This window comes from Pseudomonas sp. Sample_11 (assembly GCF_004307505.1).
In the GTDB taxonomy this organism is placed as follows: Bacteria; Pseudomonadota; Gammaproteobacteria; order Pseudomonadales; family Pseudomonadaceae; genus Aquipseudomonas; species Aquipseudomonas atacamensis.
This window is the reverse complement of sequence record NZ_RCOD01000054.1, coordinates 28,507-45,439: the sequence shown is the minus strand read 5'-3', so window position 1 is coordinate 45,439 and position 16,933 is coordinate 28,507. Positions and strand designations below refer to the sequence as shown.

Below are 16,933 nucleotides of genomic sequence, written 5' to 3'. Positions count from 1 at the left end.
GTTTTCCATCGCCCTCTTCTTTATCAGCCACGAGTGGATTCCATGACGACTACGCCCAAACCTTTGGTCCTGATGATTCTCGACGGCTTCGGTCACAGCGACAGCCCCGAATCCAATGCCGTGTTCGCGGCGAAGAAACCTGTGCTGGATCGTCTGTGGGCCACGGTGCCGAACGGCTTGATTTCGGGCAGCGGCATGGACGTCGGCCTGCCGGACGGCCAGATGGGCAACTCCGAAGTCGGCCACATGAACCTCGGCGCCGGGCGCGTGGTGTATCAGGACTTCACCCGCGTGACCAAAGCGATCCGCGACGGCGAATTCTTCGAAAACCCGACCATCTGCGCCGCTGTCGATAAAGCCGTGGCCGCCGGCAAAGCCGTGCACTTCATGGGCCTGCTGTCCGATGGCGGCGTGCACAGCCACCAGGATCACCTGATCGCCATGGCCGAACTGGCCTTCAAGCGCGGCGCCGAAAAAATCTACCTGCACGCCTTTCTCGATGGCCGCGACACGCCGCCGAAAAGCGCCGCTTCGTCGATCGAACTGCTCGACGCGACTTTCCAGGCCTTGGGCAAAGGCCGGATCGCCAGCATCATCGGCCGCTATTTCGCCATGGACCGTGACAACCGTTGGGATCGCGTCGCCCAGGCCTACAACCTGATCGTCGACGGCAACGGCGAATTCAACGCCGCCACCGCTCAGGAAGGTCTCGAAGCTGCCTACGCCCGTGGCGAAAGCGACGAATTCGTCAAAGCCACTTCCATCGGTGAGCCGGTAAAAGTTGAAGACGGCGACGCCGTGGTGTTCATGAACTTCCGCGCCGACCGCGCCCGCGAGCTGACCCGCGTGTTCGTCGAAGACGATTTCAAGGACTTTGCGCGCGCCCGCCAGCCAAAACTGGCCGGTTTTGTCATGCTGACCCAGTACGCCGCAAGCATTCCGGCACCGTCGGCCTTCGCCGCCGGCAGCCTGGAAAACGTTCTCGGTGATTACCTGGCGAAAAACGGCAAGACCCAGCTGCGCATCGCTGAAACCGAAAAATACGCCCACGTGACCTTCTTCTTTTCCGGCGGTCGTGAAGAACCGTTCCCGGGCGAAGAGCGCATCCTGATCCCGTCGCCGAAAGTCGCGACTTATGACTTGCAGCCGGAAATGAGCGCCCCGGAAGTGACCGACCGTATCGTCGACGCCATCGAAAACCAGCGTTACGACGTGATCGTGGTCAACTACGCCAACGGCGACATGGTCGGCCACAGCGGCGTGTTCGACGCGGCGGTCAAGGCGGTCGAGTGCCTGGACACCTGCGTCGGTCGCATCGTTGAAGCGCTGGAAAAGGTCGGCGGCGAAGCACTGATCACCGCTGACCACGGCAACGTCGAGCAAATGGCCGATGAATCCACCGGTCAGGCGCATACCGCGCACACCACCGAGCCGGTGCCGTTCATCTACGTCGGCAAACGCGACCTGAAAGTGCGCGAAGGCGGCGTGCTGGCGGACGTAGCGCCGACCATGCTGATGCTGTTGGGTCTGGAAAAACCGGCGGAGATGACCGGGACTTCGATCCTGGTCTGAGCCGAATCCGGAAAACACCGCAAAAACCCTGTGGGAGCTGGCTTGCCAGCGATAGCAATCTGACAGCCAGCATTTATGTTGAATGTGCAGCCGCCATCGCTGGCAAGCCAGCTCCCACAGTGGTTTGTGCTGGGTTCGAAGATTATTTTCAGCTGTATCTCCAGCCAGTTATCACACAGCCCCAATTGGGCGTTTTTTTTGCAGCCTCGGGCGGGCATACTAGGCCGTCCTCTACCCTGGTGCCGCCCGCCCCTATGCTTCGCGTCCTGATCGCCCTTGCTCTGACCTGTCTGCTCCAGCCGGCCTTCGCCGACGAGCGCGCGCAAACCCAACAGCAGTTGGACGCCACGCGTCAGGATATCGCCGAGCTGAAAAAACTCCTGGGCAAGCTGCAGGAAGAAAAGTCCGGCGTGCAGAAAGAGCTCAAGGGCACTGAAACCGAGATGGGCAAGCTGCAGAAGCAGGTCGACGCGCTGCAGAAAGAACTGCAGAAAAGCGAATCCGAGCTACAGCGGCTCGATGCAGAGAAAAAAAAACTCCAGAGCGCGCGCACTGAACAGCAGCGACTGATCGCCATTCAGGCCCGAGCGGCGTATCAGAACGGCCGCCAGGAATACCTCAAGCTGCTGCTCAATCAGCAGAACCCCGAGAAGTTCGCCCGCACCCTCACCTATTACGACTACCTGAGCCAGGCACGCCTGGAGCAGTTGAAGAACTTCAACGAAACCCTGCGCCAGCTGGCCAATGTCGAAAAAGACATCGGCCTGCAGCAAGCGCAGTTGCTGGTGCAGAAAAGCGACCTCGACACGCAGCGCGAAGCACTCGAGAAAGTCCGCAAGGAACGCCAGCAGGTCCTTGCCAAACTCAATGACGACGTCAAGGCCCGCGACCAGAAACTTGCCGCCCGCGAGCAGGATCAGGCAGACCTGTCTAAAGTCCTTAAAACCATTGAAGAAACCCTGGCCCGTCAGGCTCGTGAGGCAGAAGAAGCGCGGCAGAAAGCGCTGATCGCCCAGCAGGAAGCGGAAAAAAAGCGTTTGCGTGAGGCGCAGGCTGATAACAGCGACGCCCCACGAAAACCCGCCAGATCAAGCCCCGGCGCGCTGGTATCGAGCAGCGGCGAAACCTTTGGCGGGCCTTTTGCTGCAACCCGGGGAAAACTTCCGTGGCCGGTTGATGGTCGATTACTCGCGCGCTTCGGTGAAAGCCGTGGCGACGACGCCCGCACCAAGTGGGATGGCGTGATGATCAGCGCCTCCGCCGGCAGCCAGGTGCACGCCGTACACGGTGGGCGCGTGGTGTTCGCCGATTGGCTGCGCGGTGCCGGTTTGCTGGTGATCCTTGATCATGGCAACGGTTTTCTCAGTCTTTACGGCCACAACCAGACGCTGCTCAAGTCGGCGGGTGATGTGGTCAAGGCTGGCGAGTCGATTTCCACTGTCGGTAACAGTGGCGGTCAGGACACGCCAGCGCTGTATTTCGCAATTCGTCAGCAGGGTCACCCGAGTGATCCGGCGCAATGGTGTCGTGCGCAAGGATAAGCGCACCATCTAATTCAGGAGTTCGTTCGACATGCTGCATTTGTCCCGCCTTACCTCGCTGGCCCTGACGATCGCCCTGGTGATCGGCGCGCCTCTGGCGTTCGCCGCACAACCGGCCCCGACCGTCGCTCCGGCAGGCACTGCCGCGACCGCCAAGGCGCCGTTGCCGCTGGAAGAGCTGCGCACCTTCGCCGAGGTCATGGACCGGATCAAAGCCGCGTACGTCGAGCCTGTGGACGACAAGACTCTGCTGGAAAACGCGATCAAGGGCATGCTCAGCAACCTCGATCCGCATTCGGCCTACCTTGGCCCGGAAGATTTCACCGAGCTGCAGGAAAGCACCAGCGGTGAATTCGGCGGCCTGGGCATCGAAGTCGGCGCCGAGGACGGCTTCATCAAGGTTGTCTCGCCGATCGACGACACCCCGGCGTCGAAGGCCGGCATTCAGGCTGGCGACTTCATCGTCAAGATCAACGGCCAGCCAACCCGCGGCCAGACCATGACCGAAGCCGTCGACAAGATGCGCGGCAAGATCGGCCAGAAAATCACCCTGACCCTGGTTCGCGATGGCGGCACGCCGTTCGACGTGACCCTGGCCCGTGCAGTGATTCAGGTGAAAAGCGTCAAGGCGCAACTGCTGGAATCGGGCTACGGCTACATCCGCATCACCCAGTTCCAGGTCAAGACCGGCGAAGAAGTCTCCAAGGCTCTGGCCAAACTGCGCAAGGACAACGGCAAGAAGCTCAACGGCATCATTCTCGACCTGCGCAACAACCCGGGCGGCGTACTGCAATCGGCAGTGGAAGTGGTCGACCACTTCATCACCAAAGGCCTGATCGTCTACACCAAGGGCCGCATTGCCAACTCCGAATTGCGCTTCTCCGCCACCGGCAAGGACGAAAGCGAAGCGGTGCCGATGGTCGTGCTGATCAACGGTGGCAGTGCCTCGGCTTCGGAAATCGTCGCCGGCGCCCTGCAGGACCAGAAGCGTGCCGTGGTCATGGGCACCACCAGTTTCGGCAAGGGTTCGGTGCAGACCGTGCTGCCGCTGAACAACGACCGCGCGCTGAAGATCACCACCGCGCTGTACTTCACGCCGAACGGCCGCTCGATCCAGGCTCAGGGCATCGTGCCGGACATCGAAGTGCGCCGCGCGAAGATCACCAACGAAGCCGACAGCGAATACTTCAAGGAAGCCGATCTGCAAGGTCACTTGGGCAACGGCAACGGCGGCGCCGACAAACCGAGCGGTTCCGGCGGCAAGGCCAAAGCGATGCCGCAGGATGACGATTACCAGCTGGCCCAGGCCCTGAGCCTGCTCAAAGGCCTGAGCATCACCTCCGGCCGCTGAGGATGTTGCTCCGCGCACTCTGCGTCCTGTTGTGCTGTCTGGCGGGTTTTGCCCAAGCAGAGCCCGCCAGCTCCTCGCCGCACAAAGCCTACCTGACATTGATCATCGATGACCTGGGGCAGAACCTGCCCCGGGATCGTCGCGTGCTCGCCCTGCCCGGCCCGGTCACGGCGGCGATCATGCCCGACACCCCCCACGCCAGCGAATTTGCCCGCGAAGCCCATCGCGCCGGCAAGATCGTCATCCTGCACATGCCCATGGATCCGGCCACCGGGCCGTACGCCTGGCACCCCGAACTGCCCATCGAAGAGCTGCAGAAACGCCTGAATGCCGCGTTTGAAAAAGTCCCGTTCACCGCCGGCATCAACAATCACATGGGCAGCCGCATGACCGCGCAGCCTGCGGCCATGGCGTGGTTGATGGGCGAATTGCAGCGTCGGCACAAGTTCTTCGTCGACAGCCGCACCAGCGCTCAAACGGTCGCTGCGCAGCAGGCGCAGAAAATCGATCTGGCCAGCGTTTCCAGAGACGTGTTTCTCGATGATGAGCGCACCGAAGCGGCCATTGCCAATCAGTTGCAGACCGCGATCACCCTGGCGCACAAACAGGGCTCAGCGGTGATGATCGGCCACCCGTATCCGCAGACCCTGGCGGTGCTGGAGCGCGAATTACCCAAGCTCAAAGCGCAAGGCATCGACTGGATCGATATCCGGCAGATGATCAGCGTGCGCAGCAACCGCGCCATGGCTGGGCATGGCAAGGATGGCGTTTACCGGTAAAACCCTGTGACGCTGGCACATACATAGTTACCACCCGATAACCGTCCCCGTTTCCGATAGTGCGACCTGCAACAGGTCGCGACGCCCTCGCGTCGCTTTCAACTATCAGGAATCATCATGACTATCGAAGACAATATCGCAGCGCTGCCACGGCAAATGGAACCGATCATCCAGGACAGCCTGCTGATCAACTTCACCACGGAATTCAATCGGGTCTGGAGCAGCAACGGCTCGAAAGCGAAACCCGCCACCTTCTGGCGCCCTGCCCCCGCTCCGGATGCACTGCCGGGCTATTTCCCGCTGGGCGATATGCTGATCCCCGGCGATGCCAATATCAACGGCGAAGTAGTCGCGGCCGTGGTCTGCGAGAGGGATTTGAAAGGAGTCGAAAACGCCAGAGGCAAGGCACTGGCGCGTCCGATCGATTTTGAACTGGTCTGGAAAGAAACCGGGGCGCCCAATGTTGCGCGCCTGTCGATCTGGCGCCCTTTGGCACCTGTCGGTTACGTCGCCTTGGGACAAGTCTGCACCACCGATCATTGCAAACCTTCGCTCAACTCAGTGCGTTGCGTCAGGGTCGACCTCGTCGTCGCGGCGAACCTCGGCGAGTTGATCTGGAATGACAAAGGTAGCGGCGCCAAAATGAGTTTCAGTGCCTACGCCATCGAACCGCCGACTGCGGCAGCAGGCGAAATCCTGTTTGCAGCGGGCACATTCGCCGGCATTCAGGGCTACAGCAAGCCTGCGGCACCTTCATCGGCGTACGCGTTGCGCATGCAGATCCCTGTGCAACTGAGCGAACCACCGCAGGTTCCGGTTCTCGGTGGCTATGCCAAGCCAGCCGAAAGCGAACCCGCCACAGTCACACATGTTGCCCGCCTGCCCTGGTTCGCGGTGCGAGACCATGCGCATCCCGGTGAGCAGTTTCGCAACTCACCTTACTACGCACTCAAAAGGACCGACCAATACGTGCTCATCGGTTATGAGCGCAATGAGGCAGACACATACCGCGCGAGAAAATGGACTGCGCCGCGCGCGCAGAGCGCCGTGACGATGCGGATGTTCCATAGCTTCACCGCGATGGAAATTGTAAAAGCCTGGCCATCCGCGCCTTTGAGCGACATCCGCATGACCAGATTCTCGGCTTGCCTGCCGAAGGCCCTGACCCACACTGAAGCGTCTTCCAACGGCTGGCACGAGCTGCGACCGCAGATCGTGATTGCCATGGTGCCAAAACAATCAGCCGTAGCGGTCTATCAGATGCAAAGCCATTACGAACTGGTGAGGGAAGACGGTACTCAAGTGGCGGTCGATTTCGGCTATACCGACGACTCCAGCGTTCTGCTGACGCAATACCCGCCGCAATCCATCGAGTCAGTCAGTTCGTGCCCATCGCTGACGTCGGATATCCCCGCTGAAACAGGCATCGACAGCACCAGCGTAGAAGCGCTGCCATCGCCTGATGTGGATGTGGTCACAGATAGCGCGCCATGATTTCATCGACCACGCCTTCCTTGCGCAACTGATCCAGCGCGGTCTGAAGCTTGTTGACCACCTCATCGGAAACATCCTTGTTCAGCGCCAGGTACAACTCGGCGCTGTTGAAGCGCAGCACGGTCTTCAGGCCGGTCACGCCATCCTGCCGTGCCAGATAACGGCCGGCAGGATCACCCGTGGCCCACAGATCGATCTGGCCATTGAGCAGCTTTCTAGCGTTGTCCTGATCGCGCAGCACCACCACCGGTTTGAGGCCTTGCTTGGTGAGTGTCTCGGCAATCGCATCCCCCTTGTAGGCGCCGATCTTGTATTTGCGCGCGTCGTTGAGGGTGTCGAGGGTGATCTTGCTGTCAGCCTTGGCCAGCAGAATCCAGTCATCCGGGCCGATCGGGCCGACCCATTTGAACAGTCTTTCGCGATCGGGCAGGCGCGCCATGACGAAGGCCCCATAACCGGGATTTTCCAGGGCGAGCTTGTAGACACGTTCCCAGGGGAAACGCAGGGTCAGGCTGTAGGTGAGGCCGGCGCGCTGGAACATCTCGCGAACGATGTCCGTGGCAATGCCGTTGATGTTGTCGCCCTGGGCGAAATTCTTGCCATTCTTCGCCATGTTGTACGGCGGGAAGTTCTCGGTGAGCAGCACCAGATCGGTGTCGGGACTGGTTTCGGCCCGGGCATTGCTGATGAATAACAACGAGGCGCTGGCGAGAACAACAAGCAGGCGTTTGATCATGTCGGGCTACCGGAATCCATGGCGTGCCCAAGAGTGCCTTGGGCGCGCCATGCTGTCCACTGGCCTGTACGCTTTAGCGCATGACGATGCCGCGATGCGACATGTAGGCCTTGGCTTCCTGCACGGTGTATTCGCCGAAGTGGAAAATACTTGCCGCCAGCACCGCACTGGCATGGCCTTCGAGAATGCCGTCGGCCAGATGCTGCAAATTGCCGACGCCACCGGAAGCGATCACCGGAATGCCCAGCGCGTCGCTGATGGCGCGGGTCACGCCGAGGTCGAAGCCGTTTTTCATGCCGTCCTGATCCATGCTGGTCAGGAGGATTTCGCCAGCACCGAGGCCTTCCATTTTCTTCGCCCACTCGACCGCGTCGAGGCCGGTCGGCTTGCGCCCGCCGTGGGTGAAGATTTCCCAGCGCGGGGTTTCGCCGGGGCCGGAGACTTTCTTAGCGTCGATGGCGACGACGATGCACTGCGAGCCGAAATGCTGCGCGGCTTCGCCTACGAATTCCGGGTTGAACACGGCAGCAGTGTTGATCGACACCTTGTCCGCGCCGGCATTGAGCAGGTTGCGGATGTCCTGCACGGTACGCACGCCACCGCCGACGGTCAGCGGAATGAACACCTGGCTGGCCATGCGCTCGACGGTATGCAGCGTAGTGTCACGACCATCGACGCTGGCGGTGATGTCGAGAAAGGTAATCTCGTCGGCGCCCTGCTCGTCGTAGCGACGGGCGATTTCCACCGGGTCACCGGCGTCGCGGATGTTCTCGAACTTCACACCTTTGACGACCCGGCCGTTGTCCACGTCCAGGCAAGGGATGATGCGTTTGGCCAATGCCATAAGACTTAATCTCCGATTAAGAAGCTTCAAGCTTCAAGCTGCAAGAAAGGGCGGATTGCGGTCGCGCTTCTAACTTGCAGCTCGCAGCTTGCAACTTGAAGCTGCTTTTATCTGGCCGCGTAGCCATCACAAAAAGCTTGAGCCTCTGCAACATCCAAAGTGCCCTCATAGATCGCGCGGCCCGTGATCGCGCCGATGATGCCCGGTGCCTTGGCGTCGAGCAGCGACTTGATGTCACCCAGGTTATGGATGCCGCCGGAAGCGATCACCGGAATCCTGGTGGCAGCGGCCAGCGCAGCGGTGAACGGTACGTTGCAGCCCTGCATCATGCCGTCTTTGGCGATGTCGGTATAAACGATCGAGGACACGCCGTCGGCTTCGAACTGCTTGGCCAGGTCAATGACCTGCACGGTGCTGATCTCAGCCCAGCCGTCGGTGGCGACGAAACCGTCTTTCGCATCCAGACCGACAATGATCTTGCCCGGAAACGCACGGCAGGCTTCAGCAACGAACGCCGGATCTTTCACGGCTTTGGTGCCGATGATCACGTAGCTGACGCCGGCCTTGACGTAATGCTCGATGGTTTCCAGCGAACGGATGCCGCCACCGATCTGGATCGGCAGGGTCGGGTAGCGCTTGGCGATCGCGGTGACCACTTCGCCGTTGACCGGCTGGCCTTCGAACGCGCCGTTGAGGTCGACCAGATGCAGACGACGGCAACCGCCCTCCACCCACTTGGCAGCCATGCTCACCGGGTCATCGGAGAACACCGTGGAATCTTCCATGCGGCCCTGGCGCAGACGTACGCAGGCACCGTCTTTGAGATCGATAGCGGGAATAATCAGCATGCTTTTTCCTTCGTCAAAAGAGCGGCAAGCTGCAAGCCATAAGCTGCGAGCGCGCACGCGCGTCTATCTCTTGCAGCTTGCAGCTTGACGCTTGCCGCTGCTCTTAATTTTTTTCGAGCGCCCACAGGTCGCTTTCGATGCTTTCAAACCGTTCCTTGAGGTGGGTCTGCACATCGAAAATCGCCCTGTTGTAATAGTGCGGAGCAATCTCGCGGGTAAACAGCTCAAGAATTTCCGCCGCCTCGAACGAACCCAGGTCCAATTCGAAACGATCTTCCATGAACCGCTGAATCTTGCGACTGGCCTCGCTCTCCTGCTCGGGAGTGAGGGTCAGAATCGGCGGTTTGGATTTCTTGACAGCCATTTACCAGCGACCGTCCCACGCAGCGAAGTTCTGCAGCAGTTGCAGGCCGTGGGTATGGCTTTTCTCCGGGTGGAACTGCACGGCGAAACGCGAACCGTCGGCCAGCGCTGCGGCGAAATCGACACCGTAATGACCGCTGCCTACCACCTGCCGCGCATTGGCGGCGGCGATGTAGTAGCTGTGCACGAAGTAGAAACGCGCCAGATCCGGGATGTCATGCCACAACGGGTGACTGATGTTCTGCTTCACCTCGTTCCAGCCCATGTGCGGGACCTTCAGGTGCTCGCCGTCTTCGTGCAGATCCTTGCCGAAGAATTTCACCGCGCCCGGAAACAGGCCGATGCAGTCGACGCCGGCGTTCTCTTCGCTGGTATCGAGCAGGGCTTGCATGCCGACACAGATGCCGAGGAACGGCCGATCCTGGCTGACCTCACGGACCAGCGAATCGAAGCCGAGGCGACGGATCTCCGCCATGCAATCGCGAATCGCGCCAACGCCCGGGAATACCACGCGGTCGGCTTCACGAATTACGTTCGCATCGCTGGTGATCAGCACCTTGCCGGCGCCGACGTGCTCGAGCGCTTTGGCCACCGAGTGCAGATTGCCCATGCCGTAGTCGATAACTGCAACCGTCTGCATTACAGAACGCCTTTGGTCGACGGCATTTGCCCGGCCATGCGCTCGTCCAGCTCGACGGCCATGCGCAGCGCGCGGCCGAAAGCCTTGAACACGGTTTCGATCTGGTGGTGGGTGTTGGTGCCGCGCAGGTTGTCGATGTGCACGCTGACCAGCGCGTGGTTGACGAAGCCCTGGAAAAACTCCTGGAACAGGTCAACGTCGAAACCGCCGACGGTAGCGCGGGTGTACGGCACGTGCATCTGCAGGCCCGGGCGACCGGAGAAATCGATCACCACGCGCGACAGCGCTTCATCGAGCGGCACGTAGGCATGGCCGTAGCGACGGATGCCTTTTTTGTCGCCGATGGCTTTGGCAAACGCCTGGCCGAGGGTGATACCGACGTCTTCCACCGTATGGTGGTCGTCGATATGCAGATCGCCCTTGCATTCGATATCCAGGTCGATCAACCCGTGACGGGCGATCTGGTCCAGCATGTGCTCAAGAAAAGGAACACCGATATCGAATCGGGCCTTTCCGGTGCCATCAAGGTTGATCGAGGCTTTGATCTGGGTTTCCAGAGTGTCGCGCTCGACAGACGCCTTACGTTCGGCCATCACCAGCTCCGCAAAATCATTGGGCGAAAAAGGCAGCCATTATAGGCACGCAGGAGGCAAACAGAAACACGAGAGGTGAGATGCCTGACGGATAGAACGCCCGGCTGTCGCGGGTAGACATGTCCATACAAGCAAAAAGATCGCAGCCCCCGGGAGCGACTACAGTTTCATCATGCGAACACTGACTGTAGGAGCTGCCGAAGGCTGCGATCTTTTCGGCTTGAAACCAATGCACCTGACACTACCTCTCAGGTGCACCAATGCTTAGTGAAACAGTACCGCCGTCTTCTGCAGGGTCACCCACACACCCCACGCCAACGGAATACCTACAACCAGCCAGGCAGCGATTGCCAGCGGCTTGGTGCCCGGCGCCGCTTTCCACTCCAGAACGGTGCTGGCATCGGCACCCTTGTCGTGGCCCAGCGCCTGTTCGGCGGCCAGTTCGGCGTCGGTCATGAAGTACTTGTCGGCCACCGGGCGCACCATCAGATTGCACAGGAAGCCCAGCACCAGCAGGCCGGCGAGGATGTACAGGGTGATGTCGTAAGCGGCAGCGCGTTCCACGCCGATGCTCAACTGATATTCACGCAGGTAGTTGACCAGCACCGGACCGAGCACGCCGGCAGCGGCCCAGGCAGTCAGCAGACGACCGTGGATCGCACCGACCATCTGTGTACCGAACAGGTCGGCCAGATACGCCGGAACGGTGGCAAAACCACCGCCGTACATCGACAGGATGATGCAGAACGCCGCCACGAACAGCGCAACGTTGCCCAGATGGCCCATGTTCGGAATCAGCGCGTACAGGGCAAAACCCAGCGCGAAGAACACGAAGTAGGTGTTCTTGCGGCCCAGGTAGTCGGAGAACGAGGCCCAGAAGAACCGGCCACCGATGTTGAACAGGCTCAGCAGACCAGTGAAGCCCGCTGCGATCGCCGCGATCGAGGCCAGTTGGCCAGCGTCGAGTTGACCGAACGGTACATCGACGCCCAGCAGTTTGCCGCCGAACACTTCCTGCAACAGTGGCGAAGCCATGCCGAGGATACCGATACCCGCCGACACGTTCAGGCACAGCACCAGCCAGACCAGACGGAATTGCGGGGTTTTCCACGCTACGTTCACGTGGACGTGACGGTTGGTGATCATGGCGTTGGAAGCTTTCTTCGCCGGAGCGGTCCAGCCTTCAGGTTTCCAGCCGGTTGGCGGCACGCGGTAGGACAATGCGCCACCGATCATGAACACGAAGTAAATGGCCGCCATGGCCACGAAGCTCTGCCATACGCCCACGCCTTCTGGCGATGCGAAGTGGCTCATCAGTGCAGTCGCCAGTGGTGCACCGACCATCGCGCCGCCACCGAAGCCCATGATCGCCATGCCGGTCGCCATACCGCGCTTGTCCGGGAACCACTTGATCAGGGTCGACACCGGCGAGATATAGCCCAGGCCCAGACCGATACCGCCGATCACGCCGGAGCCGATCCACATCAGCCAGATCTGGTGGGTATAGATACCCAGCGCGGAAATCAGCAGACCGCCGCACCAGCACAAGGCCGAGACCACGCCCGCTTTACGAGGCCCGGCGTGTTCCAGCCAGCCACCCCAGATCGCTGCCGAGCAGCCGAGGAAGATGAAGAACAGCGTGTAGATCCAGCCGAGCATGGAGATCGGCCAGTCGCAGTTCGACGAAAATACCTGCGCGATGAAGCTCATGTCCGGCGCGCAAGCCACCGGCGCGGTAACGCCAAGCGCCTTGGACAGCGGCAACCAGAACACCGAGAAGCCGTAGGCCATGCCGATGCACAGGTGAATGGCCAAAGCGGCCGGTGGAACCAGCCAGCGGTTGAAACCGGGCTTGGCGATGATGCGTTCCTTGGACAGGAACGCAGGCTGGTCGGCTCTGAGGCCGTCCGCCGTGATGCTCGTGCTCATTGTGTATCCCCCAATTGTTAGTATGGTTCGCCAGCCACTGCTCACCCTCGGCCTTATGCACGCAGGCATGACCGTTTTTTTAGGTGAAGCTCCTTGAAGGCGCGACGTTAAGTCGCAGACGGGCGGACGAACTGGCGAAGGTTACCATTCTCAGGTGACAGAAAAACCAAACTGATATCACCTTTTTTCTGTCAACTGTGTTCGCCCCCTGTAGGAGCTGCGGAACGCTGCGATCTTTTGATCTTTTTGAAAATGCCAAAATCAACAGATCGCAGCGTTCCGCAGCTCCTACAGACGGCATTTCAACGGGGTTACCATGCCGGATGTTGTTCAGGTGCCTGACACCGATATGTGCATTTGCTACTTGTCCCATTTATGCGTGCGAAAAGTTACCCGTCGCCTTGGCGTGACTGAACGACGGGTGAACCAAGCGCAAAAAATGGCGTCGCAAGCGGGGGCCGGATTGCACCCTCTGGCGCCCGCCGGGCATCCTCAAGCGCAGGCCCTGTGGCGAAGTTGCAGGTGCCGCCGCCGACCCTCGGCAGATGACGCCACACCGAACCGGGTGCCGGCAGCGCTATACTCCCCGGCCATATGACCAATTCGACTAACTACAAGGACTCGCCCATGAAAGCGTTCGGCAAAATCCTGGGTCTGGTACTTCTCGGGCTGTTGCTGATCATTGTGGCGGCAGGCTTTGCCCTGACCCACCTCTTCGATCCCAACGACTATAAAGACGAGATCCGCCAGATTGCCCGCGACAAGGCCCACATCGAGCTGACGCTCAATGGCGATATCGGCTGGAGCCTGTTCCCGTGGCTCGGCCTGGAATTGCACGAAGCCAGCGTCGCCACCCTGGCCAAACCTGCCGAACCGTTTGCCGACTTGCAGATGCTCGGCCTGTCCGTGCGCGTGCTGCCGCTGTTGCGCCGCGAAGTACAGATGAGTGACGTGCGCGTCGAAGGCCTCAACCTGCGCCTGAACCGCGACAAGAACGGCCACGGCAACTGGGAAGACATCGGCAAGGTGCCAGTGGCACCCGGCTCGACGCCACCCGCCACACCGGGCACGACCGCCAGCGAGCCGACCGTCGCCGTGGAAAAACCGGCGCAACCGATCCGCCTCGACATCGACAGCCTGACCGTCAACAACGCCCGCGTTGAATACACCGATGAGCTGACCGGCAAGCAGTTCAGCGCCGAAAGCATTCAGTTGAGCACCGGCCCGGTACACGATTCGACCAATATCCCGGTGAAAGCCACCGCGTTCCTTGGCACCAACCAACCGGTGCTGCGCGTGCGCACCGAGCTTAACGGTGAGCTGCGCTTCGAGCGCGCCTTGCAGCGTTACAAGTTCGAAGACCTGAAGCTGACCGGCGAACTCGCTGGCGATCCGCTGCAAGGCAAGACCATGACCTTCTCCGCTCAGGGCCAGTTGTTGCTGGACAAGGCAGCGAACGTCGCCGAATGGACCGGCATCAAGATTTCCGCCAACCAGTTGCGCGCCTTGGGCGAGCTGAAAGCCAACGACCTCGACAAGACGCCACAGATCAGCGGCGGCATTTCCATTGCCCAGTTCGATCTGGCGAAATTCGTCGACAGCATCGGCCAGACACTGCCGGCGATGGGCGAAGGCAGCCTGAGCAAGGTCGAACTGGTCAGCCGCGTTGCTGCCACTCCGACCAGCCTGTCGTTCGACAACATCAACCTGAAACTCGATGACAGCAGCTTCAGCGGCCGCATCGCCATCGAGGACTTCGCCAAACAATCGCTGCGCGCGATTCTCAAGGCCGACACGTTCAACGTCGACCGTTACCTGCCACCGAAATCGGCCCAGGCCAACAGCGCCACGCAGACGCGTCAGGCCGAAGTCGCCAGCACCGAGGCCGGCGCCGTCGCAGGCACCACGCCGCTGCCGGACAAACCGAGCAAAACCGCCTGGAGCACCGAGCGTCTGCTGCCGGTCGAACGCCTGGCCAAACTCGACGTGGACGCCGATCTGACTTTCGGCCAACTGACCCTCGACAAACTGCCGATCCAGAACGCCGCGCTCAAAGCCACCGGCCAGGGCGGCTTGCTGACGCTGACTAACCTGAGCGGTGATCTGTACAACGGCGGCTTCGTCGCCAACGGCACACTCGACGTGCGCCCAAGCGCGCCGGTGCTCAACCTGCAGACCCGGCTCAACCGCGTGCCGGCGGAAAAAATCATCGAAAGCCAGGGCAAGAATCCGCCGGTCAAAGGTCTGGTAACGCTGACCAGCAGCCTCACCGGCAGCGGCAACAGCCAACAGGCGCTGATCGACACGCTCAACGGCAACGCCAGTTTCGTCATCAACAACGGCGTGCTGCTCAACGCCAACCTTGAACAGCAATTGTGCAAAGGCATCGCCACCCTCAATCGCAAATCCCTCAGCGGCGAGCCACGGGGCAAGGACACGCCGTTCGAAGAGCTCAAGGGCAACCTGACCGTGCGCAACGGCGTCGCCAGCAACCCCGACCTGAAAGTGCGCATCCCCGGCATGACCGTCAACGGTGACGGCGACATCGACCTGCGCGTGCTCGGCATGGATTACCGCGTCGGCATCATCGTCGAGGGGGACACCAGCGCCATGCCCGACCCGGCCTGTCAGGTCGGCGAGAAGTTCGTCGGCATCGAGTGGCCACTGCGCTGCCGTGGCCCGCTGGAACTGGGCGCCAAGGCCTGCCGCGTCGACAATGACCGTCTCGGTCAGGTCGCCAGCAAGATGGCTGGCAACAAGCTCAGCGAGAAAATCGACGAAAAACTGGGCGACAAAGTCAGCCCGGAATTGAAAGACGCGTTGAAGGGGCTGTTCAAGCGATGACAGCGGAGCAATTTTCCACGGCGGTGCTGGAGTGGTTCGACCGCCATGGCCGCCACGACTTGCCGTGGCAGCAGGACATCAATCCGTACCGGGTCTGGGTGTCCGAGATCATGTTGCAGCAGACTCAGGTCAGCACCGTGCTCAACTATTTCGAGCGTTTCATGGCGGCGCTGCCAACAGTCCAAGCGCTGGCCGCAGCGCCGGAAGACGAGGTGCTGCACCTGTGGACCGGGCTGGGTTACTACACTCGCGCACGCAATCTGCAGAAGACCGCGAAGATCGTCGTCAGCCAGTACGCTGGCGAATTCCCGCGTGACGTGGAAAAACTCACCGAGCTGCCAGGCATCGGCCTGTCCACCGCCGGGGCGATCGCCAGCATCAGCATGGGCCTGCGCGCGCCAATCCTCGACGGCAACGTCAAACGCGTACTGGCGCGCTTCACCGCGCAAGAGGGCTACCCCGGCGAACCGAAGGTGGCCAAACAACTCTGGGCCAACGCCGAGCGCTTCACCCCGCACGATCGGGTCAACGCCTACACCCAGGCGATGATGGATCTTGGCGCAACACTCTGCACGCGCAGCAAGCCGAGCTGCCTGCTGTGCCCGCTCAAGCGTGGCTGTGAAGCGCACATGCTTGGACTGGAAACCCGTTATCCGATTCCCAAGCCGCGCAAGGCCATCCCGCAGAAACGCACGCTGATGCCAATGCTGGCCAACGGCGAAGGTGCGATTCTGCTTTATCGCCGCCCTTCGACGGGACTGTGGGGCGGTTTGTGGAGCCTGCCGGAACTGGATGATCTGGAAGATCTGCAGCATCTGGCCGATCAGCACTCGCTGACCATGGGCCAGCAGCAGGCGCTGCCGAGCCTGATTCACACCTTCAGCCATTTCCAGTTGTCCATCGAACCGTGGCTGGTCCAGGTGCAGGAAGCCAGCCATCACGTGGCCGAGGCCGACTGGCTCTGGTATAACCTCGCCACCCCGCCGCGCCTGGGCCTTGCTGCCCCGGTCAAGACCTTGCTCGAACGCGCGGCCGCCGTCTTGAATGCAGGAGAATCGTCATGACCCGCACCGTAATGTGCCGCAAGTACAAAGAAGAACTGCCCGCGCTGGAGCGCGCCCCTTTCCCGGGTGCCAAGGGCCAGGACATTTTCGACCACGTCTCGGCCAAGGCTTGGGCCGACTGGCAGAAACACCAGACCCTGCTGATCAACGAAAAGCGCCTGAACATGATGAACGCCGAAGATCGCAAATACCTGCAGGGCGAAATGGACAAGTACTTCTCCGGCGAGGAATACGCCAAGGCCGAAGGCTACGTGCCGCCAGCCGAATAACCCGCAGATTTCGTAAGCGACGGAATTAATTTAAGAAATTTTCAAAAAGTCGTTGACGTAAATCCG

The 16,933-nt window shown here is 60.8% G+C and carries 15 protein-coding genes and 1 pseudogene; 9 read left to right on the top strand and 7 right to left on the bottom strand.

The window, feature by feature from the left end:
* Positions 1-42: 42 nt before the first annotated feature.
* The 5 genes from gpmI (at position 43) to D8U60_RS16055 (ending at position 6,737) form a co-directional block, all read left to right on the top strand.
* Positions 43-1,572, top strand: coding sequence for a 2,3-bisphosphoglycerate-independent phosphoglycerate mutase (gpmI, locus tag D8U60_RS16075; protein ID WP_071174113.1), 1,530 nt, complete (start codon positions 43-45; stop codon positions 1,570-1,572).
* 254 nt (positions 1,573-1,826) lie between these two features.
* Positions 1,827-3,113 carry a murein hydrolase activator EnvC gene (locus D8U60_RS16070; RefSeq protein WP_093105956.1) on the top strand — a complete coding sequence of 429 codons (1,287 nt, stop codon included), beginning with the start codon at positions 1,827-1,829 and terminating at the stop codon, positions 3,111-3,113.
* A 31-nt stretch (positions 3,114-3,144) separates the two neighbouring features.
* Positions 3,145-4,464 carry a S41 family peptidase gene (locus tag D8U60_RS16065; protein ID WP_039756590.1) on the top strand — a complete coding sequence of 440 codons (1,320 nt, stop codon included), beginning with the start codon at positions 3,145-3,147 and terminating at the stop codon, positions 4,462-4,464.
* Between the two features lie 2 nt (positions 4,465-4,466).
* Positions 4,467-5,243: a divergent polysaccharide deacetylase family protein gene (locus D8U60_RS16060; protein WP_130900479.1), complete on the top strand. Its 777-nt coding sequence runs from the start codon at positions 4,467-4,469 to the stop codon at positions 5,241-5,243.
* A gap of 117 nt (positions 5,244-5,360) precedes the next feature.
* Entirely contained in the window at positions 5,361-6,737 is a 1,377-nt protein-coding gene (locus D8U60_RS16055; protein WP_130900478.1) for a Vps62-related protein, read from the top strand.
* Here D8U60_RS16055 and D8U60_RS16050 read toward each other — a convergent pair.
* The 7 genes from D8U60_RS16050 to D8U60_RS16020 form a co-directional block, all read right to left on the bottom strand.
* A complete protein-coding gene (locus D8U60_RS16050) occupies positions 6,718-7,473 on the bottom strand; it encodes an ABC transporter substrate-binding protein (protein WP_125925791.1) in 756 nt (251 codons plus the stop codon). The two genes, D8U60_RS16055 and D8U60_RS16050, sit on opposite strands and share 20 nt — an antisense overlap.
* 73 nt (positions 7,474-7,546) lie before the next feature.
* Positions 7,547-8,317 carry an imidazole glycerol phosphate synthase subunit HisF gene (gene hisF, locus D8U60_RS16045; protein ID WP_016772122.1) on the bottom strand — a complete coding sequence of 257 codons (771 nt, stop codon included), beginning with the start codon at positions 8,315-8,317 and terminating at the stop codon, positions 7,547-7,549.
* A gap of 107 nt (positions 8,318-8,424) precedes the next feature.
* Complete coding sequence (gene hisA, locus D8U60_RS16040; RefSeq protein WP_039756586.1) at positions 8,425-9,165, bottom strand: 1-(5-phosphoribosyl)-5-[(5-phosphoribosylamino)methylideneamino]imidazole-4-carboxamide isomerase; 741 nt, start codon at positions 9,163-9,165, stop codon at positions 8,425-8,427.
* A gap of 103 nt (positions 9,166-9,268) precedes the next feature.
* Entirely contained in the window at positions 9,269-9,529 is a 261-nt protein-coding gene (locus D8U60_RS16035) for a DUF2164 domain-containing protein (RefSeq protein WP_016772123.1), read from the bottom strand.
* Positions 9,530-10,168, bottom strand: coding sequence for an imidazole glycerol phosphate synthase subunit HisH (gene hisH, locus D8U60_RS16030; RefSeq protein ID WP_016772124.1), 639 nt, complete (start codon positions 10,166-10,168; stop codon positions 9,530-9,532).
* Positions 10,168-10,761, bottom strand: a complete 594-nt coding sequence (gene hisB, locus D8U60_RS16025; protein ID WP_016772125.1) for an imidazoleglycerol-phosphate dehydratase HisB — start codon at positions 10,759-10,761, stop codon at positions 10,168-10,170. The genes hisH and hisB overlap by 1 nt, the downstream gene beginning before the upstream one ends.
* A 264-nt stretch (positions 10,762-11,025) precedes the next feature.
* Complete coding sequence (locus D8U60_RS16020) at positions 11,026-12,690, bottom strand: OFA family MFS transporter (protein WP_024011221.1); 1,665 nt, start codon at positions 12,688-12,690, stop codon at positions 11,026-11,028.
* A gap of 355 nt (positions 12,691-13,045) precedes the next feature.
* Here D8U60_RS16020 and D8U60_RS16015 point away from each other — a divergent pair.
* The 4 genes and pseudogenes from D8U60_RS16015 to D8U60_RS16000 form a co-directional block, all read left to right on the top strand.
* Positions 13,046-13,239 (top strand): annotated as a pseudogene (locus D8U60_RS16015) (acetyl-CoA sensor PanZ family protein); the annotation flags it as partial.
* A gap of 78 nt (positions 13,240-13,317) precedes the next feature.
* Positions 13,318-15,534, top strand: a complete 2,217-nt coding sequence (locus tag D8U60_RS16010; protein ID WP_130900477.1) for an AsmA family protein — start codon at positions 13,318-13,320, stop codon at positions 15,532-15,534.
* Entirely contained in the window at positions 15,531-16,598 is a 1,068-nt protein-coding gene (gene mutY, locus D8U60_RS16005; RefSeq protein ID WP_130900476.1) for an A/G-specific adenine glycosylase, read from the top strand. Before D8U60_RS16010 ends, mutY begins: the two co-directional genes overlap by 4 nt.
* Positions 16,595-16,867 (top strand): oxidative damage protection protein, encoded by a 273-nt coding sequence (locus D8U60_RS16000; protein ID WP_016772129.1) that lies wholly within the window; start codon positions 16,595-16,597, stop codon positions 16,865-16,867. Before mutY ends, D8U60_RS16000 begins: the two co-directional genes overlap by 4 nt.
* The last annotated feature ends 66 nt before the right edge of the window (positions 16,868-16,933 follow it).